Origin of the sequence: Enterococcus sp. GC34, assembly GCF_040886645.1 — a bacterium.
GTDB lineage: Bacteria > Bacillota > Bacilli > Lactobacillales > Enterococcaceae > Enterococcus > Enterococcus faecalis.
Window position 1 is genome coordinate 1 of the sequence record NZ_JBFOEF010000012.1, and the last position, 24,048, is coordinate 24,048.

The window sequence follows — 24,048 nt, forward strand, 5'->3', positions numbered from 1 at the left end:
ACCATTGAGAATGTTGCACAAAAAGGTAGTTTAGCAATAATCAAAGTAGACAAAGATTCAAGAAAACGTTTAGCAGGTGCAGAATTTAAATGGCGTGATACAGTGACAGGAAAAGAAGGAACTGTTGTAGCTGACAAAAATGGTCAAGCGTTGATAACAGATTTACCAGTCAATCGTGTATACGAAATTACGGAAATAAAAGCACCAAACGGATATATCTTAAATAACAAGACCTACCGAATTATCCTAACGACTAATTTTGCTGATAAGATTGGTTACTATACCATTGAGAATGTTGCGTTACGTGGCAATTTAAAATTAGTAAAACAAGATGGTTACTCAAAACAACGTTTAGCAGGCGCACAATTTAGATGGCGTGACACAGTGAACGGGAATACAGGCGTAGTAACCGCTAATACTAATGGCGAAGCAACTTTGTATAATTTTTCTGTTAATCGGATTTATGAAATTACAGAAATAAAAGCACCAAATGGTTATGTACTTGACAGAACAGTGCATAGAGTTCTTTTACCCGCAAATTATGCTGGAAAAACCTACACGTTCACCAAAAATAATCAAGCACAAAAAGGCGCCATCAAAATTATTAAGCAAGATGGATATACGAAACAACGTTTAGCAGGCGCACAATTTAAATTCCGAGACACAACCAATAATTATACTGCAACGTTTACAGCTGATAGGAACGGTGAAGTACTGATTCCTGGATTAGCTGGTGATCGTATCTATGAGATTACAGAAATCAAAGCGCCAAACGGCTATACCATAGATAGACGTGTTCACAAAGTTGATTTACGTGGACAAGGTGGTAAAACCTATACATTAGTCTTAAATAATCAAGCACAAAAAGGCGCCATCAAAATTATTAAGCAAGATGGATATACGAAACAACGTTTAGCAGGCGCACAATTTAAATTCCGAGACACAACCAACAATTACACAGCAACGTTTACAGCGGATAGAAACGGTGAAGTACTGATTCCTGGATTAGCCGGTGATCGTATCTATGAGATCACAGAAATTAAAGCACCAAACGGCTATACTATAGATAGACGTGTTCATAAAGTTGATTTACGTGGACAAGGTGGTAAAACCTATACACTAGTCTTGAATAATACATCACAACAGGGCGCTATCAAAATTATTAAGCAAGATACGGATACAAAACAACGTTTAGCAGGCGCAAAATTTAGATTCCGTGATACGACCAATAACTATACTGCAACATTTACAGCAAATGGAAATGGTGAAGTACTGATTCCAGGATTATCGTCAGATCGTATTTATGAAATCACCGAGATTCAAGCGCCAACTGGGTATGCGTTGGATAGTAGGGTCCATCGGATTGACTTACGAGGCCAAGGCGCAAAAACGTATACGTTAGTGTTAAACAATAAAGCAAACTATGGTGCTATCAAAATTATTAAACAAGATGTTGAAACAAAAGTACGTTTAGCAGGCGCTGTTTTTGAATGGAAAGATACAACTAACGGCTATACACAAAGAGTGACAACTGGGGGAGATGGTACAGTTACTATCAGTGGACTATCCGTAAACCGAGTGTATGAAATTAGAGAAGTTCAAGCGCCAGCTGGTTATTCACGAAATACTACGCCAACACGTGTCAGTCTGATGCAAAATCATGCGGGTCAAACAATTGCAATTGTTCGAGAAAATCGCAGAATACCAGTTTATAATCCACCGCCACCAACAGTTTGGCCCTATGTGCCGCCAATCACTAACTATAATCCACCTGTGTACTATAATCCGCCAAGATATTATTATGGGGGATGTGTCATGGTCATTGTGGTGGTGTGTTGGTAAAAAACAAATAGAGAGAAAGGAGTATCTAATGAGTCAATCCGCTTTACCGAAACTTGGGGTGATTTCAACGGGCGCCCTTTTTGTGACTGATTTAATTGGTGTTATTCTTCTTTCAATCGTCACTTCCTACATTCTATACCGTTATTTTTTGAAACGAGGACAAATTACATGATTTATTTATATCAGTTATACAAAGTAATTATGTTCATTTTCTTAACCTATTTATTTACAAGTTTATTTCTCAGTTTTCGAACAAGAAAAAAAACAGGAAGAGAAGTCGAAGTAGCAGAAGAATTTTTCTGCTACTTTCTTGTACCGTGTGTAAACGAGGAGAAAGTCATCGGAGGAACATTAAAAAAACTGGTTGCTTTACCAATTCAGAAAAAGATAATTGCGATTGATGATGGATCAACGGACCAAACCAAAGCAATGATGGATAGTATTGCTGGTCCAATCCAAGTTCTGTCTCGTCAATTTCCCAATGCACAACAAGGCAAAGGAGCCGCTTTGAACCACGCTTTCCAAATTGTATTAGCCGATGCAGAAAAAAAAGACTATTCACGAAATCAAATATTGGTGGGAGTAGTGGATGCAGATGGTTTTTTTAGTGAGAATATTGTCAATGAACTAACTGATGTTTTTGCAGATACGACAGTCTGTGCTGCACAAACAAGAATCAAAATGAAAGATGTTACAAGTTTTATGTTTATTGCACAAGATGTTGAGTTTTTTACGATTAATAATTTTATTCAAAAGGCACGTCGGGCAACAAAAACCATCGGACTTGGTGGCAACGGTCAGTTTTTTCGGTTATCCATGATTACCGAACACTTAGGCTATCAGCCTTGGGGAAATGCTTTGTTGGATGACTATGAGTTAACCATTAAATTAATGCTGAAAGAGTTATCGATTGCTTATATTGACGAGGCCTTTATGGCTCAAGAAGCACTGAGAGATGTGAAACGTTTTATTCGTCAACGAAGTCGTTGGGTTCAAGGAAATTTAGATTGTCTAGCGTATTTACCCAGGGTGATCAAATCAAAGTCATTAACGCTAAGGCAGAAGTGCGGCATCTATTATTTTTTAGCGCAACCCTTTATTAATCTCGTCGCAGGAATCCTCGTTTTTGTTTTAACTGGGCTTCAACTGCAACACTTGTATAGGTTAGGTTTTTCGTTATCTCTAGGTATTAGTTTTGCTTTGGCTGTCGGTATTTCGCTAGTTTTCGGCATTTTTTTTACAATCAACTATTATCGCGAGTTGAAAAATTTTCAATTAGAAGTACCGGCAAAATTGGGGCTAATTAGTTTACCTTTTACTATTTCCTACATGTACTTAATTTTATTCGTTAGTGTGGTAATGGCTTATTATCGGTTTATTAAAGGTAATAGCACGTGGATAAAAACGGAACGCAATTGATTTTTTATTGCACTTTCCAGAGTTGCGTGGTATTATTTTTAATAGTTTAATAGCAACATGGTGATGGTGTTCACCACGAACTATTTATTGGACGAATAAATTAATGACGCCTACCAAACGGGAGAAGTGTACCCTTTGGTAGGCTTTTTCTGTACGCTAGGATCGGCGATAAGAAAATTGTAAAGGAGCATGTAAAGTGAAAAAAGAAACAAAGCAACTACTATCAATTGGCGGGTATATGGCAAAATGGTTGCTCATTACCGCAATTATTGGTTTATTTATGGGGGCGTTATCCGCCTTTTTCTTAAAGAGTCTCACTTATGTAACAGATGTTCGTTTAGCAAATCCTTGGTTACTCTTTATCCTCCCCATTAGCGGTGTCGTTTTTACGTATTTATATACGCGTTTTGGGAAAAATGCTAGCCGAGGAAATAACTTAGTGATTGAACAAGGCAATGGCGGGGAAGAAGATATTCCCTTGCGCTTAATTCCTTTAACATTGTTTGGCACGATTACTACGCACTTATTTGGTGGTTCCGTTGGTCGTGAAGGGACGGCGGTGCAAATGGGAGGCGCAATCGCGAATGCTGTAGGAAAAGTCTTTAAACTGTCCGCTTTGGAACGACAAGTAATTATTATTAGCGGAATTAGTGCAGGGTTTAGTTCTGTTTTTGGCACACCATTAGCGGGAACGGTTTTCGGATTAGAAGTTTTGGCAATTGGAAAAGTTCGTGCAGAGGCACTTTTCCCAAGTTTTTTTGCAGGCTTATTTGCTAATTTTGTAACTGAAAGTTTTGGTGTGACACATCCGCATTATCCGATGGGCAAAATTCCGACTTGGTCGGTTGAACTATTTGTAAAATTATTTTTGGCATCGATTTGTTTTGGCTTGGCAGGTTGGGTTTTTAGTCGTTCCATTGTCTTTTTAAAAAAGACCTATGCAAATTGGTTTGCTAATGTCTACCTTCGTGCGTTTCTTGGGGCGTCCATTGTCGTTCTGTTTGTGCTCGTCTTAAACAACCAACGTTATTTAGGCTTGAGTTTACCTTTATTAGAAGATGCATTTGCAGGTAATGCGCAGCCTTTTGATTTTGTTGGGAAATTATTCTTTACGGTGTTATCCTTGGGTGCCGGATTCCAAGGAGGAGAAGTGACGCCATTGTTTGAAATTGGGGCTACGTTAGGTAGTTCTTTGGCCCCTTTGTTACATCTGTCAATTCCTTTTTTAGCAGGTTTAGGATTTATTGGTGTTTTTTCTGGCGCCACGAATACGCCGATTGCTTGTTTCATTATGGGCATTGAACTATTTGGTAGTGAAGCGGCGGTCTATTTTTTCATGGTCTGCTTAATCAGTTTTATGTGTTCAGGAAATAGCGGTATTTATGCTTCACAACAAAGTTTGTATCGCAAAGGAACAGCAGAATATCCTCTCTTTAACGCATTAAAAAATCGACGTAAATAAGATGTTTTTTTACGAAAATATGCTAAACTAGAGAAGATGAGGTGAAGACATGAAAGACTATCAATATCCATTAGATTTAGATTGGACGACAGAGGAAATGGTGATTGTCACTAATATGTGGACAGCAGTTGAGCAAGCCAACGAAACAGGCTTACCTGTTGACAAATTTTTAACAACTTATCAACAATTTAAAACGGTCGTTAAAAGTATCGGCGAAGAAAAACGCTTAGGTCGTGAATTTGAAAATGCTTCAGGATATTCGTTATATCGTACGCTTCAACAAGCTAAAAAACAGGGAAGCGGCAAATTAAAGCTGGGGGATGATTAGATGACTGAAACGCAAAAATTTGTTCAAACAATTCAAAGTTGGCTTTTTGAAGCAGCCGATGTGATTCGGATGAACTTGGAATCAGAGTTAACCGTTCAACAGAAAAATGGCCGCACCGATTTAGTGACAAATATGGATGAACAAACCCAAGAATTTTTAATGAATAAAATTCAAACAAATTTTCCCGAAGATCAAATTTTAGGGGAAGAAAAAGGCTACAATACTTTAAAAAGTTTTGCTGGTCGCGTGTGGATCATCGATCCGATTGATGGCACAATGAATTTCGTGATGGAAAGAGAAAATTTTTGTATTATGTTAGCTGTTTATGAAGACGGCATTGGTAAATTAGGTTTTATCTATGATGTGATGCGAGAAGAACTTTATTGGGGTGGCAAAGGGCTTGGCGTTTATCGGAATAATCAATTATTAAAAGCGCCTACTATGAAAGCCTTGGCAGATGGATTATGGGGCATGAATGCTTACATGCATGGAAAAAATATTCATCACGCAACGGAAATCGGACAAGCAAGCATGGGCGTGCGTATTAGCGGTTGTGCAGGTTTGGAAATTATTGCCATGTTAAAAGGCAACCATCATGGCTATTTATCTAATCTAAGTCCTTGGGATTATGCAGCAGGCTTAGTACTTTTGGAAGAATTTGGGTTTAAATACTCTGGTATTACAGGAAAACCATTAACTTTTGCTGGCCGTGAATACTTTATTGCAGCAACTCCTGAAACCTATGATGAAGTATTTACCCGATATTTAAATGAATCGGAATAATCAAAGAAGAGCGTTGCTGAAAGGTAAGGCTCTTCCTCTTTTAAAAGAGAAAAATTTGTAAAAAAATGTCCTTGTTTTCAGAAAAAGCCGAATAATTTCTAAAACTTTCATTATTTTTGCAGGCGAAAGCCTTTTTTTAATGAAAAAAGTTTGCTATAATAAGCAGTCGGCTTTTATGGACTTAAGTAACATAAGCGTATATAGATAAGGAGCAATTAAATTGAAATACAGAGATGATATTCGTAACGTGGCAATTATCGCCCACGTTGACCATGGTAAAACAACCTTAGTAGATGAACTTTTAAAACAATCTGACACTTTAGATGGACACACACAATTACAAGAACGTGCAATGGATTCCAATGCACTTGAAAGTGAACGTGGAATTACTATCTTAGCAAAAAATACAGCCGTAGATTATAACGGTACACGTATCAACATTCTAGATACACCAGGACACGCGGACTTCGGTGGTGAAGTAGAACGTATCATGAAAATGGTAGACGGTGTTGTTTTAGTTGTCGATGCGTATGAAGGAACAATGCCTCAAACACGTTTCGTATTGAAAAAAGCATTAGAACAAAAAGTAACACCAATCGTGGTTGTTAACAAAATTGACAAACCTTCTGCTCGTCCTGAACACGTAGTAGATGAAGTTTTAGAGTTATTCATCGAATTAGGTGCAGACGACGATCAATTAGATTTCCCAGTTGTTTATGCTTCTGCTTTAAACGGAACTTCAAGTGAATCAGATGATCCAGCAGATCAAGAGCCAACAATGGCCCCAATTTTTGATAAAATTATTGAACATGTGCCAGCTCCAGTTGATAATTCAGACGAACCACTTCAATTCCAAGTCTCATTACTAGACTACAACGATTACGTTGGACGTATTGGGATTGGCCGTGTGTTCCGTGGCACAATGAAAGTCGGCGACCAAGTTGCGTTGATGAAATTAGATGGCAGCGTGAAAAATTTCCGTGTAACGAAAATTTTAGGTTTCTTTGGCCTACAACGTGTGGAAATTGATGAAGCAAAAGCGGGCGATTTAATTGCCGTTTCCGGAATGGAAGACATTTTCGTTGGGGAAACAGTTGTAGATGTTCACAATCAAGAAGCATTACCAATTCTACACATTGATGAGCCAACCTTACAAATGACTTTCTTAGTTAACAATTCTCCATTTGCGGGACGTGAAGGAAAATACATCACTGCTCGTAAAATCGAAGAACGTTTAATGGCTGAGTTACAAACAGACGTATCTTTACGTGTTGATCCAATTGGCCCAGATTCTTGGACTGTATCAGGCCGTGGCGAATTGCATTTATCAATTTTAATTGAAAACATGCGTCGTGAAGGCTATGAATTACAAGTTTCTCGTCCAGAAGTTATTGAGCGTGAAATTGATGGGGTTAAATGTGAACCATTTGAACGCGTTCAAATTGACACACCTGAAGAATACATGGGTAGCGTGATTGAATCACTAAGTTTACGTAAAGGCGAAATGCAAGATATGATTAATGCCGGTAACGGACAAATGCGTTTAATCTTCTTGGCACCAGCTCGTGGCTTAATTGGTTATTCAACAGAATTCTTATCAATGACTCGTGGTTATGGTATTATGAACCACACCTTCGATCAATACTTACCAATGATTCAAGGAACGATTGGTGGCCGTCATCAAGGTGCGCTAGTTTCAATCGATACTGGTAAAGCAACGACTTACTCAATCATGAGTATTGAAGAACGTGGTACAGTTTTCGTTGAACCAACGACAGAAGTTTACGAAGGAATGATTGTTGGGGAAAACAACCGCGACAACGATTTAACTGTGAACATCACAAAAGCTAAACAAATGACGAACGTTCGTTCGGCAACGAAAGACCAAACATCAGTCATCAAAAAACCGAAAAAATTAACGTTAGAAGAATCATTAGAATTCTTGAATGAAGATGAATACTGTGAAGTAACACCAGAAAGCATCCGTTTAAGAAAACAAATTCTTAACAAAAACGAACGCGAAAAAGCAAGCAAGAAAAAGAAAAAAGCTGAATAATTTTTCGACAAATAAACATTTAAACCAACTATGCTCGTTTTACTACGAAAATAGTTGGTTTTTTTGATGGCAAAAACGAATTAATGCGTATTTTAAGATAAAGTTATTTTTTTATGTGTGGATAACTACTCGTTATCCACAACAAGCAAATGTCGTTATTTTTGAAAGCTTTTGATAGCAAGCTTTCACAATTTTTCATTCTTTTTGATGTTTCACGTTAACTGGTGTTTCACGATTGTGTCTTGTTTTAACACACCTTGTTCCTGTTAGATTAGCGTGTTAAAATGACTTGTAGAACAAAGATTGGAGCGCAATAAATGAGTGCATTACAAGAATTATTAAAAGATACATTTGGCTATGATGATTTTCGGCCAGGACAAGAAACGATTATTCGTCATGTATTGCGACAAGAAAATGTCTTAGGCATTATGCCAACAGGTGGAGGCAAATCGATTTGTTATCAGTTGCCAGCCTTACTTTTGGATAATTTAACATTGGTGATTTCACCATTAATTTCTTTAATGAAAGATCAAGTAGACGCCCTGAATTTAATGGGAATTCCAGCTACATATATCAATAGTACCATTTCCTATCAAGAAATGAATCATCGTATTCAATTAGCGGTTAACAAAGAAGTCAAGCTATTGTATGTTGCGCCAGAGCGATTAGAATCTTATGATTTTCAACAGATGCTGACACATGTACCGATTGATTTATTGGCAGTAGATGAGGCACACTGTATTTCACAATGGGGGCATGATTTTCGTCCAAGCTATTTGCGTTTAGCAGAGATTATCGATCAATTTCAACAACAACCAACTGTGATTGCACTAACAGCTACAGCAACGCCACAAGTAGCGGAGGATATTGTCAAGCAATTAAGAATTCCATCAGAAAATGAAATCAAAACAGGATTCGCTCGAGAAAATCTATCTTTTCAAGTCGTGAAAGATCAAAACAGAGACGTTTTTCTTTTGGAATATTTAAAGATGAATACTGGGCAATCAGGTATTATTTATGCAAGCACGCGGAAGGAAGTTGAACGAATTTATCATTTATTAGAAAATAAAAAAATTGCGGCTGGGATGTATCATGGGGGCATGAGTGAACAGCTACGTAGTGAAAATCAAGAAGCGTTCTTGTATGATCAAGTGCAAGTGATGGTAGCAACAAATGCCTTTGGTATGGGGATTAATAAGAGTAATGTTCGTTTTGTCATTCATGCACAAGTACCAGGAAATATTGAATCTTATTATCAAGAAGCCGGCCGAGCTGGTCGTGACGGTCTGCCTAGTGATGCTGTGTTAATGTTTGCTCCACAAGACTTGCAAATTCAACAATACTTTATTGAACAATCTGAAATGACCATTGATTATAAGCAGAAAGAGTACTTGAAATTACGGGAAATGTCACAATATGCGAATGCACAAATGTGTTTACAAAAATATATTTTACGCTATTTTGGTGAAGAAGGGACGGACTGCGGTCGCTGCTCGAATTGTCTGGATAATCGAGAATTAGTCGATATTACGGTCGATGCCCAAAAAGTCTTGTCTTGTGTAAAACGTATGGGAGAACGTTTCGGTAAGGGCTTAGTTGGTAAAGTCTTGACTGGTTCAAAAGATCAAAAAATTGATCAATGGCATTTTGATCGTTTGCCAACATACGGACTAATGAAAGGTCGCACCCAAAAAGAAGTCACACAGCTGATTGATTATTTGACAGCAGAACGTTATTTAATTCCTTCTGATGGGCAATTTCCGTTGTTATCAGTCTCGACAGAAGGTGTTCAGGTGCTTTTAGGGGAACGGAAAGTCTTCCGAAAAGAAGACCAAAAAGTTCGAAAAGTAGCAGTGGATGATGCCTTGTTTGAACGATTGCGCGAATTACGTATGGACATGGCTCAAGAGGCAGGCGTGCCGCCATATGTAGTCTTTTCCGACAGTACACTTAAAGAAATGTGTGAAAAATTACCGCAAACAACGATTCAATTATTGCAAATAAAAGGGGTCGGCCAAAATAAATTAGATAAATATGGTACCGCCTTTTTAGAAGTAATTAAAGAATATCAAGAGACAAAAAAATGATATAGTTTGTTATTTTATTTAAAATTAAAAGCAGAAAATAAGAAAAAAGTCTTTTAATGTATTTGTTGTTGTAGTGATAAAATAAGCTTGTTATATAAAGAGATTTCTTACTTAATATATCGCTTGGTTTTAGAAAATTTCTTAAAGGAAATTTTCTGAAATCATCATGTATCTAACTGAGAATTATGTTATAATTATTTAATTAAGATAGGGAGGTTCTGTACAAATGGACGAAGGAATTTCAAAGAAATTTGCCATTCAATTATTAGAAGACGATGCAGAACGCATTAAAATGCTTATTCGTAATCAAAAAAACAGTTTGTGCATTTCTCAATGTAAAGCATTTGAAGAAGTGGTGGATACACAAATGTATGGTTTTTCAAGACAAGTGACCTATGCGACCCGTTTGGGGATTTTAACTAATGATGAAGGACATCGCTTACTAAGTGATTTAGAACGCGAATTGAATCAATTATATACAGATGTTTATGAAGAAACACAAGAAAAAAACGAGATTGGCAAGGAGGGTTAAGCTTTGCCAAACAAAGTAAAGAAACGGCATTTGCTAGACTATAGTATTTTTATTCCATATTTAATTTTAAGTATCGTGGGATTGATTATGGTATATAGTTCCACATCCGCATTACAAGTAATGAAAGGTTTTTCACCTACGTCATTCGTTATTAACCAGGTTGCCTTTTGGGTAGTAGGGTTAGTTGCAATGTTTTTTATTTATAAGATGAAAACATCCGTTTTCCAGAATCGAAGTTTTATCATGTTTGCCATTGCAGTAATTACGGTTATGGTTTTAGCCGTTCGGATTCCTGGTATCGGGAAAGAAATTAATGGCGCACGTGGTTGGATTGAGATTGGTGGATTTTCGATGCAACCAGCTGAGTATTTAAAAATCATGGTTGTCTGGTATTTGTCTTATATTTTAGCACGGCGACAAAAGACAATTAATGGAGGCATGGATCAATTTAAACAAGCTGCCGGGCGCCCGTTGATGCTCGTTTTTGTATTAATTGCTCTAGTTGCAATCCAGCCTGACTTCGGGAATGCGGCTATTCTAACATTAATTACCATCGTGATGGTTTTAGCAAGTGGGATTAATTATATGTATACCTACTTGGTCGGTGGCTTGGGCATTTTAGGTAGTATCACGGCTATTCAGTTATTAATTATGTCTAAAGGAAAAATTTTCCCAGCGCGTTATCAATATATTTATAATCGTTTTGCTGTTTTTAAAAATCCATTTTTAGATGAACGGAACTTAGGCCATCAGTTAGCTAATTCTTATTATGCAATCAGTAATGGCGGCTGGTTTGGCAAAGGTCTAGGGAATAGTGTTCAGAAAAAAGGCTTTTTACCAGAAGCACATACGGACTTTATCTTTGCGATTACTTTAGAAGAGTTAGGCATTATCGGCGGTCTAGCGATTTTAGGATTGTTGATGTTTATGATTGCGCGAATTATTTTAGTCGGTGTACGCTCGAAGAAACCTTTTAATTCACTAATGTGTATTGGAATTGGTACAATGTTATTAATTCAAGTCTTTATTAATGTTGGTGGGATTACTGGGATTATTCCATTAACAGGAATTACTTTCCCGTTCTTGAGTCAAGGTGGGAATAGTTTGCTGATTATTTCGATTGCTGTGGCCTTTGTCCTGAATATCAGTGCAGATGAAACACGTCAGAAATTAGAAAATGAGTACTATTTATCTTTAGAACAGAACCAATAAATTTGAAGGAAATTGATGGTAGGAGTGACGTTATGAAAAAGGTATTAGTTGCCAATCGTGGCGAAATTGCGATTCGAATTTTTAGAGCTTGTACAGAATTAGATATCCGTACAGTAGCGATTTATGCTGCAGAAGATGAGTATTCTGTTCATCGTTTCAAAGCAGATGAAGCGTATTTAGTTGGTAAAGGGAAAAAACCAATTGAAGCCTATTTAGACATTGAAAATATTATCCAAATTGCCAAAAAATCGGGAGCAGATGCCATTCATCCTGGTTATGGCTTTTTATCTGAGAACTTACGCTTCGCCGAACGTTGTGAAGAAGAAGGAATCATTTTTGTCGGACCTAAAACACATCATTTAGATATTTTTGGCGATAAAATTAAAGCGAAAGAAGCAGCTGTAGCTGCGGGGATTGCTTCGATTCCAGGCTCAGATGGGCCAGTAGCAACGGTGGAAGAGGTCGTAGCCTTTGGTGAAACGCATGGCTTTCCTATCATGATTAAAGCTGCTTTAGGTGGCGGCGGTCGCGGGATGCGGGTTGCCCACGATGCCAAGGAAGCACGAGAAGGTTACGAAAGAGCAAAAAGTGAAGCGAAAGCAGCCTTTGGTTCTGACGAGGTTTATGTTGAAAAGTATATTTCTAATCCTAAACATATCGAAGTACAAATTTTAGGCGATCATCATGGGAATGTCTTGCATTTATTTGAACGTGATTGTTCTGTTCAACGGCGCCACCAAAAAGTGGTAGAAGTCGCACCATGTGTATCAATGAATGAAGAACAACGAGCAGCCATTTGTTCGGCTGCTGTGCAGTTAATGGCGCATGTCGGCTACGTGAATGCGGGAACGGTTGAGTTTTTAGTAGAAGGGGATCAGTTTTATTTTATTGAAGTGAATCCTCGTGTTCAGGTAGAACATACTATCACAGAAATGATTACAGATATTGATATTGTGATCTCTCAATTACAAATTGCGCAAGGGCTTGATTTGCATAAAGATATGCATTTGCCAAAACAAAACGAATTGACATTAAAAGGCGCGGCTATTCAATGTCGGATTACGACTGAAGATCCACTGAACCAGTTTATGCCAGACACAGGGAAAATCGATACGTATCGTTCACCAGGTGGTTTTGGTGTGCGTTTAGATGTAGGGAATGCTTATTCTGGCTACGCTGTGACACCCTACTTTGATTCTTTATTGGTTAAAGTCTGTACGCATGGTTTCTCTTTTGAACAGGCAATCAGTAAAATGCAACGCTGCTTAAAAGAATTTCGGATTCGTGGCGTGAAAACAAATATTCCGTTTTTACAAAATGTTGTGAGCTATCCAGCGTTTCAATCTGGCGAAGCCAAAACAACCTTTATTGATAATACACCTGAATTATTTGAATTTCCTCGTATGCGCGATCGTGGCAATAAAACGATGAAATACATTGGAGAAGTAACGGTCAATGGGTTCCCTGGTATTGAACGAACGGAGAAAAAATATTTTGAAGCCCCGCGCGTGCCGACAGATATTGAAGTTCCAGAAAAAGTGATCACAGCTAAAAATATTCTAGACGCTCAAGGAGCAACCGCCGTCATCGATTGGGTTAAGAATCAAGAAAGTGTGTTAATGACAGATACCACGTTCCGTGATGCGCACCAAAGTTTATTAGCTACTCGTGTGAGAACACAAGATTTTAAAGCAATTGCTGGTCTAACTGATGCAGCCCTGCCTGAGCTGTTTTCTAGTGAAATGTGGGGTGGCGCTACGTTCGATGTTGCCTATCGCTTCTTAACCGAAGACCCATGGCAACGTTTAAGAAAAATTCGTCAGTTGATGCCAAACACACTTTTACAAATGCTGTTCAGAGGTTCTAATGCGGTAGGCTATCAAAATTACCCTGATAATGTTATTGAAGAATTCATTAAAGAATCTGCTCGCCAAGGAGTCGATGTTTTCCGAATTTTTGATAGCTTAAATTGGATTCCTCAAATGGAAAAAAGTATTCAAGTCGTTCGGGATACCGGAAAAATTGCGGAAGCAGCAATTTGTTATACTGGGGACATCAATGATCCAGCCCGAGCAAAATATAATGTTCAATATTACCTTGATATGGCTAAAGAATTGGAAAATTTAGGTGCACAAATCATTGCGATTAAAGATATGGCTGGCTTATTGAAACCACAAGCTGCTTATCGTTTAATTAGTGAATTAAAGGCAGCCACGGATTTACCAATTCATCTCCACACCCACGATACTAGTGGTAATGGGATCATCACATATTCAGCAGCTACTAAAGCAGGCGTTGATATTGTTGACGTCGCAATGAGTGCGATGAGTGGTGCAACTAGCCAGCCAAGTATGAACAGTCTATATTATGCTTTAGTCAATGGTGAACGGACGCCAACTATTAACATTGATAATGCACAGAAAATCAATCATTATTGGGAAGATGTGCGCATGTATTATCAACCATTTGAAAATGGCTTAAATGCCCCGCAAACAGAAGTCTATATGCATGAAATGCCTGGTGGTCAATACTCTAATCTGCAGCAGCAAGCAAAAGCGGTAGGCTTAGGGCACCGTTGGGATGAAATCAAAAAAATGTATCACACAGTGAATTTGATGTTTGGCGATATTGTAAAAGTGACGCCATCTTCAAAAGTCGTGGGAGACATGGCACTCTTCATGGTTCAAAATCATCTGACAGAACAAGATGTTTATGCGCGTGGCGAAGAACTAAGTTTTCCTGAATCAGTTGTGACTTTTTTCCAAGGTGATTTAGGTCAACCAGTTGGTGGGTTCCCGAAAGAGCTCCAACGAATTATTCTAAAAGGTCGACCAGCCTTCACAGAGCGGCCAGGTGACTTAGCAGCACCTGTTGATTTTGCGAAAGTACAAGAAGAATTAGCCGAAAAAATTGGGTATCAACCTAAATTGGAAGAAGTTTTAAGTTATTTAATGTATCCACAAGTATTTTTAGAGTATCGTCAAAAATACGAAACCTTTGGAGATATAACCTTATTAGATACGCCAACATTCTTTAATGGTATTCGTCAAGGAGAGACATTGGAAGTTCAAATTGAACGAGGAAAAACGTTAATTATTCGTTTAGATGAAATTGGCGAACCTGATATTGACGGAAACCGTGTCTTGTTCTTCAATTTGAATGGGCAACGTCGTGAGGTTTTAGTTAAAGATGCCTCTATTAAGTCAGCTGTTCAAGTAAAACAAAAGGCGGAACCAACTAATAAAGAACAAATCGGCGCAACGATGTCTGGTTCTGTTCTACAAGTATTGGTCAAACGTGGCGATAAAGTAGAAAAAGGTCAGCCGTTGCTGATTACAGAAGCCATGAAAATGGAAACGACTATCGAAGCACGTTTTGCGGGCACGGTAGATCACATTTATGTTGAAGAAGGCGAAGCAATCAGCTCAGGTGATTTGTTGTTAGAAGTGAAAGAAAAATAAGATGAGAGGGGAAAAAATGAAGCGATTTTGGGCCTTTACTGCTGTTTTTTTAACAGTTCTACTCATCGGATATTTAGAGCCAGTTTTTTTCCCTGCTGAAAAACCAACCGAAACAGCTCAAAGTGGGCGCTTATCCAGCGCTCACACCGCTGTTCCTCATGAAGAATTGCCAGCTTCTGGCTACGCAGCATACATAGGGAAAGATGTGGAAACCTTTATCCGCCAGTTTGGCAATCCTAAAGAAAAAATTAAAACAGGTCGTACGTATGAATTATGGACGTTCGGTTTGACGATGAATGATTACTTAGAAGTCAACGTTCGAGAAAATAAAGTCATCGCAATTAAGGCCTTTAACAATGACAAAATGATAGAACCGTTTAAGATAGATATGAAGCTTGCTGACTTGTCTGATTTAATGACGATTTATTCTAATTTTGCATTTAATTTTCATCATGAAGCTTACGATGTCGAGCTGATGGAAGAAGATATGAACTATCGACCACTGGTTGCTTTTGATAATGGCAGTTTTGCGGTGTTATTTTTTAATCAGCGGACAGGCGGTTTAATGGCAGTTAATTATGTCAATAAAGAAACGTTGCTCACGGAAATGCCTTATCAATTAAATGAAGGTTCTCCTCTGCCAGTTGATATAACGCAATCAATGACCTTCGATCCTGTTCAAAGTAACCAAGCGATTTATGTCATGAATCTGGTTAAACAGCAAGAAAATCAAGCTGCTTTTTCAGTTTCCACACAAAGTCAAAAAGATGCCCAAACATTGTATCAAACGATGGCCAACCATACACCAACAATTTTGTCAGCAAATCGACAAGCAGAATTGTTACAAACAAGAGAGGAACATACGGCTATTCACCCCTTTCATTTGACTAAGGACGAATTTTCTTTATTAGTTAAAACGAGCAAACTTTCGTTGAGAGAACCAGCAGGTATTTTCCAAGAACCTGTTTATGATAGTACCTTTACTATTTTGTCATGGTTTTCGGACCCGCAATATGATAGCTATTTTGCTGAGTCAGAAACGACAGAATTGGGCGTTGCCTTTTCCAATGAAGGTGTGTTAGTCTTATTAGAGAAACGACCAGAAAATAGGCAAATCACGGAGAGTAGTGAAAAGTTATGATTGTGACAGAACATTTATTTGCAATTGAAGATCAAACAGAATGCTTAATTTCAGCACTTTTAGAAAGTGATGCTGTTCAAAACTATAAAGAAACAAAAAAAGCTATGTATGCTTCAACGGAAGTTGCTCAGTTACAAAAAGCATTTTTAGAATCTAAGTCAGCCTTTGAACGAGTAGAGGCTTATGGGATTCATGCACCCGATTTTCGGGAGAAACAACGAGCCCTACGTAAAGCAAAGCGGGCGCTTGATTTAAATGAAATCGTTGCAAATTATCGTTTTGCTGAGACAAACGTTCAAACGTTGCTAGATACAATTGGTTTAAAGATTGCGCAACTAATTTCTGAAGATATTAAAGTAGATGCTGGAAATCCTTTCTTTGAACGAGGAAAGAAACATTCAGGTTGTGGAGGAAGCTGCCATGCAAGCTAAAGAAGAAAAAGAATTTACGCTTCAAGAGCGTCGTTGCCTAATTGTTTGGGTATACACATTAAAACCGTTAAAACAGTTACGCCGATATGGACTGATTCACTATGTTTCACGAAAAATGAAATATGTGGTGATTTACATGAATGAAGAAAATATTGAAAGTAACATGGAAAAAATTAATCAGTTACATTTTGTTCGTAGTGTCGATAAATCGTATCGACCAGATGTCGAAATGAATTTTGCTGAAAAAATTGGTACCAAAGCGGCTTATCAAGAACAAGAAGACGATGGCTATGTAGTAGAGGAATTATCTACAGAGATTCGCTTAGCAGAGAATGTCTAATGCAAAAGAGTGAGAAATGTTATGAGAAATTTCAAACATTTTTCACTCTTTTTGTTATAATGAATTATAAAAGAATGATTGATAAAGGAGTCGAAACAATGCGTGTTATTTCTGGAGAATATGGTGGCCGACGCTTGAAAGCGTTAGATGGCGACAATACTAGGCCCACAACAGATAAAGTAAAAGAATCTATTTTTAATATGATTGGTCCATATTTCGACGGTGGAATGGCGCTGGATTTATATTCAGGAAGTGGCGGGTTAGCGATTGAAGCCGTTTCTCGTGGAATGGACAAAAGTATTTGTATTGAAAAGAATTTTGCTGCACTAAAAGTAATTAAAGAAAATATTGCGATTACAAAAGAACCAGAAAAATTTGAAGTTAGAAAAATGGATGCTAATCGTGCCTTAGAACAGTTTTATGAAGAGAAGCTACAATTTGATTTGGTCTTATTGGATCCGCCCTATGCCAAACAAGAAATTGTTTCACAATTAGAAAAGATGTTAGAACGGCAGTTATTAACAAACGAAGCCGTTATCGTTTGTGAAACAGATAAAACTGTCAAATTACCGGAAACGATTGGCACACTAGAAAAAACAAGAGAAACCGTTTACGGAATCACTCAAGTAACGATTTATCGTCAGGAGGCGTAAGATGCGTAAAATTGCTCTATTTCCCGGAAGTTTTGATCCGATGACAAATGGTCATTTAAATTTGATTGAACGCAGTGCGAAGTTATTTGACGAAGTCATTATTGGCGTTTTTATAAATACAAGTAAGCAAACATTATTTACGCCAGAAGAGAAAAAATATTTAATTGAAGAAGCAACTAAAGAAATGCCAAATGTGCGTGTTATCATGCAAGAAACCCAGTTAACTGTGGAAAGTGCAAAATCATTAGGGGCTAATTTTTTGATTCGTGGCATTAGAAACGTCAAAGACTACGAGTACGAGAAAGACATTGCTAAAATGAATCAACATCTGGCGCCAGAAATTGAAACGGTTTTTCTATTAGCAGAAGAATCCTATGCACATGTAAGCTCCAGTTTACTAAAAGAAGTTTTACGTTTTGGGGGCGATGTGTCTGACTATCTTCCTCCCAATATTTATCACGCGTTAAAACAAAAGAAGAATGACTGGAGCTAAAATAATGAATAAAAAAACAGAAAAATTTTCGTTTAAATCACTCATTCCAATGGTATTGGCATTGCTGCTAATTGGTTTGTTTATCGTCCCAATTCCTTATTATATTGAAGGACCAGGAACGACAGAAAATTTAAAAGAGTTTGTAACTGTTGATGGAAAAAAAGATACGCAGTCAGGTGCTTTTTATTTAACAACGGTGGGCATTCGTTCGGCCACTATTTTTTCTGCCATAAAAGCAAACTTTTCGGATTTTCAAGAAGTCATGTCCAAAAAAGAATTAATGGGAGATAGTAGTAATAGCGAATATAATCGAATTCAACAATACTATATGGATTCCTCAAAAAACGCCGCAATTGAGCAAGCCTTAAAATTAGCGAAGGTTCCATATGAGATGAAATTTAAAGGTGTCTATGTGTTAGCGATGGAAGACAACTCAAGTTTTAAAGGAAAAATTGAAGTTGGCGATACCGTGACAGGCGTGGATGGTAAATCTTTTAAAAGCAGTGAAGAATTAATGAATTACATTAAAGCACAAAAAGTGAATCAAAAAGTCACTGTTCAATTTATTCAAGATGGCAAAGCAAAAGAAGCGACCGGCAAATTAATTGAATTGCCAACAGATAAAAAAGCGGGGATCGGTATTGGTTTGACTGATCATACTGAAATTGATTCTTCTATCCCAGTATCTATTGAAGCGGGTGATATTGGTGGGCCATCGGCCGGGTTAATGTTTACTTTGCAGACCTATGAACAATTAAGTCATAAAGATTTACGTAAAGGTCATGAAATTGCCGGAACAGGTACGATGAACAGTCAAGGAATCGTTGGTAGAATCGGAGGCATTGACAAAAAAGTTGTAACTGCCAGTGAGAACGGCGCAGAAATTTTCTTTGCACCTGATGATGAAATAACTTCAGAAATGAAAAAAGTTGAACCGAAAATCAAATCGAATTATCAAGAAGCACAAGAAGCTGCGAAAAAAATTGGGACAAAAATGAAAATTGTCCCAGTAAAAACGGTTCAAGATGCCTTGAACTATCTAGAAAAATTAAAATAAAAGTGTGCCTGGGCCAAAAATTACTAGTGATTTTTGGTCCAGGCGCATTTTTTTGTTAAAAAATGCGTAATTATATTTTGAAGGGAGGACAAACGATGGATTGGTTGAAACAGTTACCCAAAAAGTGGCTATTGCTAGGTAGTGGTGCGTCTATAGTTATTTTGATAACTCTATTCGTGGGCATTTATTTGATGGTTAATAAGGAGCCACGTGTAGACACCACAATGTGGGAGGAGACAAGTCTGACCACTACGGCAGAGGCCACCACAGATGCCACAAAAGAAAGGGCAGAAACAATGATCTATGTTGATATTAAAGGCGCAGTGAAAGTACCAGGAATCTATCAACTAAAAAATCAGCAGCGGATTTGGGATGCTTTAGCTTTAGCTGGAGGCGTGAGTGAGGAAGCTGATACCGCCCAGGTCAATTACGCTCAAAAAGTAAAAGATCAAATGATTATTTACGTGCCCAAAAAAGGAGAACCAGTGGCACAGTCATTAGAAACACTGCAGGAATCAGCACCTGCTCAGCAAAATCAGGAGGAAAAGATCAACCTTAATACGGCAACAGAAGCAGAGCTACAAACGATTTCAGGAATCGGTGCGAAAAAAGCACAAGAGATTATTCGCTTTCGTGACGAACAAGGACCGTTTAAAACCGTCGAGGAACTGAAAAATGTTCCAGGTATTGGAGAGAAAACAGTAGAACGTTTAAAAGACATGTTGACAGTGACTGGCTAACTTTTAACAGAAAATTCCTGAGAATTCTTGACTATGGGATGCGGATAACATACTATTTGTAATAAGATTAAATGATTTGGCAAATCGAACACAGGAGTCATTAAAAATAAAGGAGGTTTATTATGGAACGAATTCCATGGGACCAATATTTTATGGGACAAAGCGTCTTATTATCATTAAGAAGTACTTGCACACGGTTAACTGTCGGAGCAACCATTGTTCGCGACAAACGAATTATTGCAGGAGGTTACAATGGTTCAGTCAGTGGCGGAACGCATTGTATTGATGAGGGATGTTATGTTGTTGATAATCATTGCGTTCGAACAATCCACGCAGAAATGAATGCAATTTTACAATGTGCGAAGTTTGGCGTCCCTACAGAAGGGGCAGAAATTTATGTGACACATTTCCCTTGCCTGCAATGTACAAAGATGATTTTACAAGCAGGGATTAAAAAGATTTATTATTTAAAGGATTACCGTAATGATGAGTACGCCCTAAATTTAATTGAACAAGTAGGTGCCACGGTTGAAAAAGTGACTTTAGTACCAAAATATTTTGCCGAATTACAATGGGGAGAAGAATTTGCCACACTTGAGGACAATCCTTCCTCAGCTGAGGAATAATTGGTTCTTCGTAGCTCTGCTGACTAGTTGTGGGCTGTGGTGTCTTTTCGCACCTAGTTTATTAGGAGCTCTTCTTCTTTCTATGACTGTTATCCGTATTGTCTGTACAAAAAGTTTTCCTGTTATATTGGGAGGTTTTTTGTGCAGTTTTTTAATAGTAGGTGGCATATTGATTTTCCAGTGGTTAAAGCCAGTCTCTTTGTTGCCTAAAGAAGTCCGCTTGTCAGGACAGCTAACGATATTGCCAGATGAAATACAAGTAGATGGCGATCAAGTAAAATTTTCTGCCAATTGGATCGTAAAAGGAAAAAGTCAGAAAGTGATGGCATTTTACCAATTAAAAAGTGTGAAAGAAAAACAGCAATGGCAACAACTAGCCACAACCATTCAAGCAACCGCTGTAGGTATTTTAGAATCGCCCCAAGGTCAAACCAACAAAAATGGCTTCAATTATCAACTATTTTTAAAGAATCAAGGAATCGAAGCTATTTTATTCATTGAGGAGATAGGACAACCGCGTTCCTTTTTTTCTTGGCGGTTTAAAGAAATCATTAGCGGCTGGCGGAAATGGGCGATGGTACATATTCAGAAAAATTTTGGTGATACTAGTGCAATGTACATGAATGCGTTGCTTTTAGGTTTTCGTAATGAAGAATTTGCTGAAATAAGTGATAAATTTTCAGCATTAGGCATTTTGCATCTTTTTAGTTTGTCAGGGATGCATGTTTCTTTTTTCATTCGTCTATTTCGCTTGCTGATGCTAAGAATCGCTCGCCGAACGCAAGAAAGTTATTTTTTGTGGCAATGCGGTTTTTCTCTGATATATGCTGGTTTAACAGGATTCTCAGTCAGTGTCATGCGGGCGCTTTTACAAACAAACCTCAATACGTTCAATCGACGGTTTAATTGGCAGGTTCCGGCCCTCGATTGTTGGAGTTTAACTCTCTTAGTGCACTTGATTGTTCAGCCAACCCTCTTTTTTTCAGTCGGCGGTCAATTTAGTTACTTACTTTCCTTTGTTCTGCTGTTTTTAGAGCAAACATTGGTTGGTTATTCTTCGCCTTTTATTAAAAATTGTTTAGGCTCTTTCCTATTGGCTGTGGCTTCCTTACCTATTTTAGTCCAATCATTTTATGAATGGCCCTTGTTAGGAAGTTTCTTAACATTTCTCTTGTTACCAATTTTTGAACGGTTCTTGTTACCGCTTTTGACGTTGAGCTTTTTTCTAGTGATTATTATGCCAGCACGTTATTTAGCAGCCTTGCTCGAACCACTATTTTTAACAATGAATGGCTTATTTGAGTGGGTGCTAGTTCACTTAAATCCGAAGCTGACCATCGGCTATTTAAATTCTTGGATACAAATTAGTTTGTTATTACTAATCGGACTTTCAATGATTTATTTAGCAGACAAGTCTAAAAAAATTTTTTTCTCAATCGGACTACTAATTGTTTTGATAAATAGTAAATACCTTTCGCCAATTGGCATTGTTGCAATGATCGATGTAGGCCAAGGGGATAGTTTGTTTATCCAAGCGCCTTTTCACAGAAAAAATACACTGATCGATACAGGGGGGCGGTTGTCTTTTGGCAAAGAAGCTTGGCGGCAACGGAAAAATAGTCGATCAGGAGCAGAATATTCAGTGATTCCTTTTCTCAAAAGTCAAGGAGTCAAACGTTTAGATGAAGTGATCATCACACACGCACATGAAGACCATTTTGGCGATTTATTAGCCATTGCGCAGAAGGTTCCAATTTCTGTTCTTTATTTCCCTAAAGGAGCAGCTGAAGCCAATTTTTCGTTTCGCCAAGTCTTGAAACAACTCCAAAAAAGCGGAACAGACTGTCGGCCAATTTTAGCGCCCAAGCGAATTAATGGACCCATTTCTTTTCAAATTTTATCGCCAAATAAGAGCAGTATTGGGGGCAATAATGACTCGATAGTGTTTTCCACACAATTAGGCGGACGGCATTTTTTATTTACTGGTGACTTGGAAGCCGAAGGAGAAGAACAAGTGTTGGCTCGCTATCCCCAGTTGAAAATCGACATCTTGAAAGTCGGTCATCATGGTAGTAAAACGTCGTCTACTAAAAGATTTATCAAACAGCTTAATCCGCGAGAAGCATTGATTTCAGCTGGACTGAATAATCGTTTTAAACATCCTCATCAGGAGACATTAGCGACGCTGGAGGAGCAAAAAATAAATTATTATCGGACCGATCTTCAAGGAATGATTTATTATCAATGGTTACCCTGGCAAGGGCTTTCTAAAGCCAAATTTGTTAAAGAACAAGACTAGTATTTCCAGAAGTAACATGATAGGATAAACAAGAGAAACGAGAAAAGGAGCGAGCCAATGGAGTTACAAAAAGCTTTGAAAGAAGTGCGAGAGCAAAAAATCGCTCCAGTGTATTTATTAATAGGAACAGAACTTTATTTAACTGAATTATTTAAAACAACATTGATGAAAGAATTGTTGACGGAAGAGGATGATCAATTTAACTTTTTCTCATTTGATATGGAGGAAACACCTTTAAGTGCAGCGATTGCTGAAGCGGAAACAATTCCGTTTTTTGGTGATTATCGCCTTGTCTTTGTGGAAAATCCTTACTTTTTAACTGCCGAAAGAAAAACAAACGGTGTGGAACATGATGTCAATCTTTTATTGAATTATTTGGAAAGTCCATCACCAACAACTGTTCTTGTTTTTATGGCCTCTTATGAAAAATTAGATGAACGCAAAAAAATTACCAAAGCATTGAAAAAAAATGCCACAGTAGTTGACGTCAATCCAATGGATGAAAAGGCTATTCGTCAGTACATTTCTCAAACGATTGAGAGTGAAGGGTACACTATTCGCTCCGATGCTTTTGATTTATTACTTCAATTGACAGACTTGAACTTATCAAAAATTATGGGAGAATTACAGAAGCTGTATTTATATGCCCTTGAAACGAAGACAATTACACGAGGTGCGGTTCAAGAATTAGTCCCTAAGTCTTTGGAACATAATGTTTTTGACTTAACCAACGAAGTACTTTCTGGAAACAGTGAAAAAGCTGTTCAATTGTATGAAGATTTACTTTTACAAGGAGAAGAAACCATTAAGTTAAATGCAATCTTATTGAATCAGATTCGCCTTTTTCTACAAACAAAAATTTTGGCTAAGATGGGCTATCAACAAGCGAATATCGCTGATACATTAAAGGTTCATCCTTATCGAGTCAAGTTAGCGTTACAACAAGTCCGACGATTTGAATTGTCTCGATTAGAAAGACTTTATGATGAATTAGTTGAAAATGATTACCGCATGAAAACGGGCCAAATGGATAAAGAATTACTATTCCAATTATTTATTTTAAAATTGACTGCAGAAGCAAAATAA

The 24,048-nt window shown here is 37.7% G+C and carries 21 protein-coding genes and 1 riboswitch; all 21 genes read left to right on the forward strand.

Features of this window, described 5'->3' with window-relative positions; translation table 11 throughout:
• On the forward strand, positions 1–1,842 hold a 1,842-nt coding region (locus AB3I72_RS11785), incomplete at its 5' end, for a SpaA isopeptide-forming pilin-related protein (RefSeq protein ID WP_368023960.1).
• 28 nt (positions 1,843–1,870) lie between these two features.
• On the forward strand, positions 1,871–2,014 hold the full coding sequence (locus AB3I72_RS11790; RefSeq protein WP_061101311.1) for a hypothetical protein: 144 nt from the start codon (positions 1,871–1,873) through the stop codon (positions 2,012–2,014).
• On the forward strand, positions 2,011–3,261 hold the full coding sequence (locus AB3I72_RS11795; RefSeq protein ID WP_061101310.1) for a glycosyltransferase family 2 protein: 1,251 nt from the start codon (positions 2,011–2,013) through the stop codon (positions 3,259–3,261). The genes AB3I72_RS11790 and AB3I72_RS11795 overlap by 4 nt, the downstream gene beginning before the upstream one ends.
• Before the next feature lie 50 nt (positions 3,262–3,311).
• Positions 3,312–3,381: riboswitch (Fluoride riboswitch) on the forward strand.
• Between the two features lie 76 nt (positions 3,382–3,457).
• Positions 3,458–4,723: a voltage-gated chloride channel family protein gene (locus AB3I72_RS11800; RefSeq protein WP_368023961.1), complete on the forward strand. Its 1,266-nt coding sequence runs from the start codon at positions 3,458–3,460 to the stop codon at positions 4,721–4,723.
• A 49-nt stretch (positions 4,724–4,772) separates the two neighbouring features.
• Positions 4,773–5,051 carry a UPF0223 family protein gene (locus AB3I72_RS11805; RefSeq protein ID WP_002356679.1) on the forward strand — a complete coding sequence of 93 codons (279 nt, stop codon included), beginning with the start codon at positions 4,773–4,775 and terminating at the stop codon, positions 5,049–5,051.
• The gene (locus tag AB3I72_RS11810) at positions 5,052–5,834 is read left to right on the forward strand and encodes an inositol monophosphatase family protein (RefSeq protein WP_002379684.1); all 783 of its coding nucleotides are present in this window, start codon (positions 5,052–5,054) and stop codon (positions 5,832–5,834) included.
• A gap of 220 nt (positions 5,835–6,054) precedes the next feature.
• Complete coding sequence (typA, locus tag AB3I72_RS11815; RefSeq protein ID WP_002356682.1) at positions 6,055–7,890, forward strand: translational GTPase TypA; 1,836 nt, start codon at positions 6,055–6,057, stop codon at positions 7,888–7,890.
• A 317-nt stretch (positions 7,891–8,207) separates the two neighbouring features.
• The gene (gene recQ, locus AB3I72_RS11820; protein ID WP_002368957.1) at positions 8,208–9,977 is read left to right on the forward strand and encodes a DNA helicase RecQ; all 1,770 of its coding nucleotides are present in this window, start codon (positions 8,208–8,210) and stop codon (positions 9,975–9,977) included.
• A gap of 226 nt (positions 9,978–10,203) precedes the next feature.
• Positions 10,204–10,509, forward strand: coding sequence for a YlaN family protein (locus AB3I72_RS11825; protein ID WP_002356684.1), 306 nt, complete (start codon positions 10,204–10,206; stop codon positions 10,507–10,509).
• 3 nt (positions 10,510–10,512) lie between these two features.
• Positions 10,513–11,721, forward strand: a complete 1,209-nt coding sequence (locus AB3I72_RS11830) for an FtsW/RodA/SpoVE family cell cycle protein (RefSeq protein ID WP_002356686.1) — start codon at positions 10,513–10,515, stop codon at positions 11,719–11,721.
• Between the two features lie 32 nt (positions 11,722–11,753).
• Positions 11,754–15,182: a pyruvate carboxylase gene (locus AB3I72_RS11835; RefSeq protein ID WP_002372200.1), complete on the forward strand. Its 3,429-nt coding sequence runs from the start codon at positions 11,754–11,756 to the stop codon at positions 15,180–15,182.
• Between the two features lie 16 nt (positions 15,183–15,198).
• Positions 15,199–16,323 (forward strand): CAP-associated domain-containing protein, encoded by a 1,125-nt coding sequence (locus tag AB3I72_RS11840; protein ID WP_002379682.1) that lies wholly within the window; start codon positions 15,199–15,201, stop codon positions 16,321–16,323.
• Positions 16,320–16,754, forward strand: a complete 435-nt coding sequence (locus tag AB3I72_RS11845) for a YlbF family regulator (protein ID WP_061101306.1) — start codon at positions 16,320–16,322, stop codon at positions 16,752–16,754. Before AB3I72_RS11840 ends, AB3I72_RS11845 begins: the two co-directional genes overlap by 4 nt.
• Positions 16,744–17,094, forward strand: a complete 351-nt coding sequence (locus AB3I72_RS11850) for a YlbG family protein (protein WP_002359714.1) — start codon at positions 16,744–16,746, stop codon at positions 17,092–17,094. The genes AB3I72_RS11845 and AB3I72_RS11850 overlap by 11 nt, the downstream gene beginning before the upstream one ends.
• Positions 17,095–17,168: 74 nt before the next feature.
• Positions 17,169–17,747 carry a 16S rRNA (guanine(966)-N(2))-methyltransferase RsmD gene (gene rsmD / locus AB3I72_RS11855; protein ID WP_260646280.1) on the forward strand — a complete coding sequence of 193 codons (579 nt, stop codon included), beginning with the start codon at positions 17,169–17,171 and terminating at the stop codon, positions 17,745–17,747.
• A 1-nt stretch (position 17,748) separates the two neighbouring features.
• Positions 17,749–18,240: a pantetheine-phosphate adenylyltransferase gene (coaD, locus tag AB3I72_RS11860; protein ID WP_061101305.1), complete on the forward strand. Its 492-nt coding sequence runs from the start codon at positions 17,749–17,751 to the stop codon at positions 18,238–18,240.
• Positions 18,227–19,297, forward strand: a complete 1,071-nt coding sequence (locus AB3I72_RS11865; RefSeq protein WP_002382735.1) for a SepM family pheromone-processing serine protease — start codon at positions 18,227–18,229, stop codon at positions 19,295–19,297. The genes coaD and AB3I72_RS11865 overlap by 14 nt, the downstream gene beginning before the upstream one ends.
• A gap of 62 nt (positions 19,298–19,359) precedes the next feature.
• Entirely contained in the window at positions 19,360–20,037 is a 678-nt protein-coding gene (locus tag AB3I72_RS11870) for a helix-hairpin-helix domain-containing protein (RefSeq protein ID WP_061101304.1), read from the forward strand.
• Between the two features lie 122 nt (positions 20,038–20,159).
• Positions 20,160–20,663, forward strand: a complete 504-nt coding sequence (locus tag AB3I72_RS11875; RefSeq protein ID WP_002395327.1) for a ComE operon protein 2 — start codon at positions 20,160–20,162, stop codon at positions 20,661–20,663.
• 34 nt (positions 20,664–20,697) lie between these two features.
• Complete coding sequence (locus AB3I72_RS11880; RefSeq protein ID WP_181035427.1) at positions 20,698–22,962, forward strand: DNA internalization-related competence protein ComEC/Rec2; 2,265 nt, start codon at positions 20,698–20,700, stop codon at positions 22,960–22,962.
• Positions 22,963–23,019: 57 nt separating this feature from the next.
• Positions 23,020–24,048 carry a DNA polymerase III subunit delta gene (gene holA, locus AB3I72_RS11885; RefSeq protein WP_002381565.1) on the forward strand — a complete coding sequence of 343 codons (1,029 nt, stop codon included), beginning with the start codon at positions 23,020–23,022 and terminating at the stop codon, positions 24,046–24,048.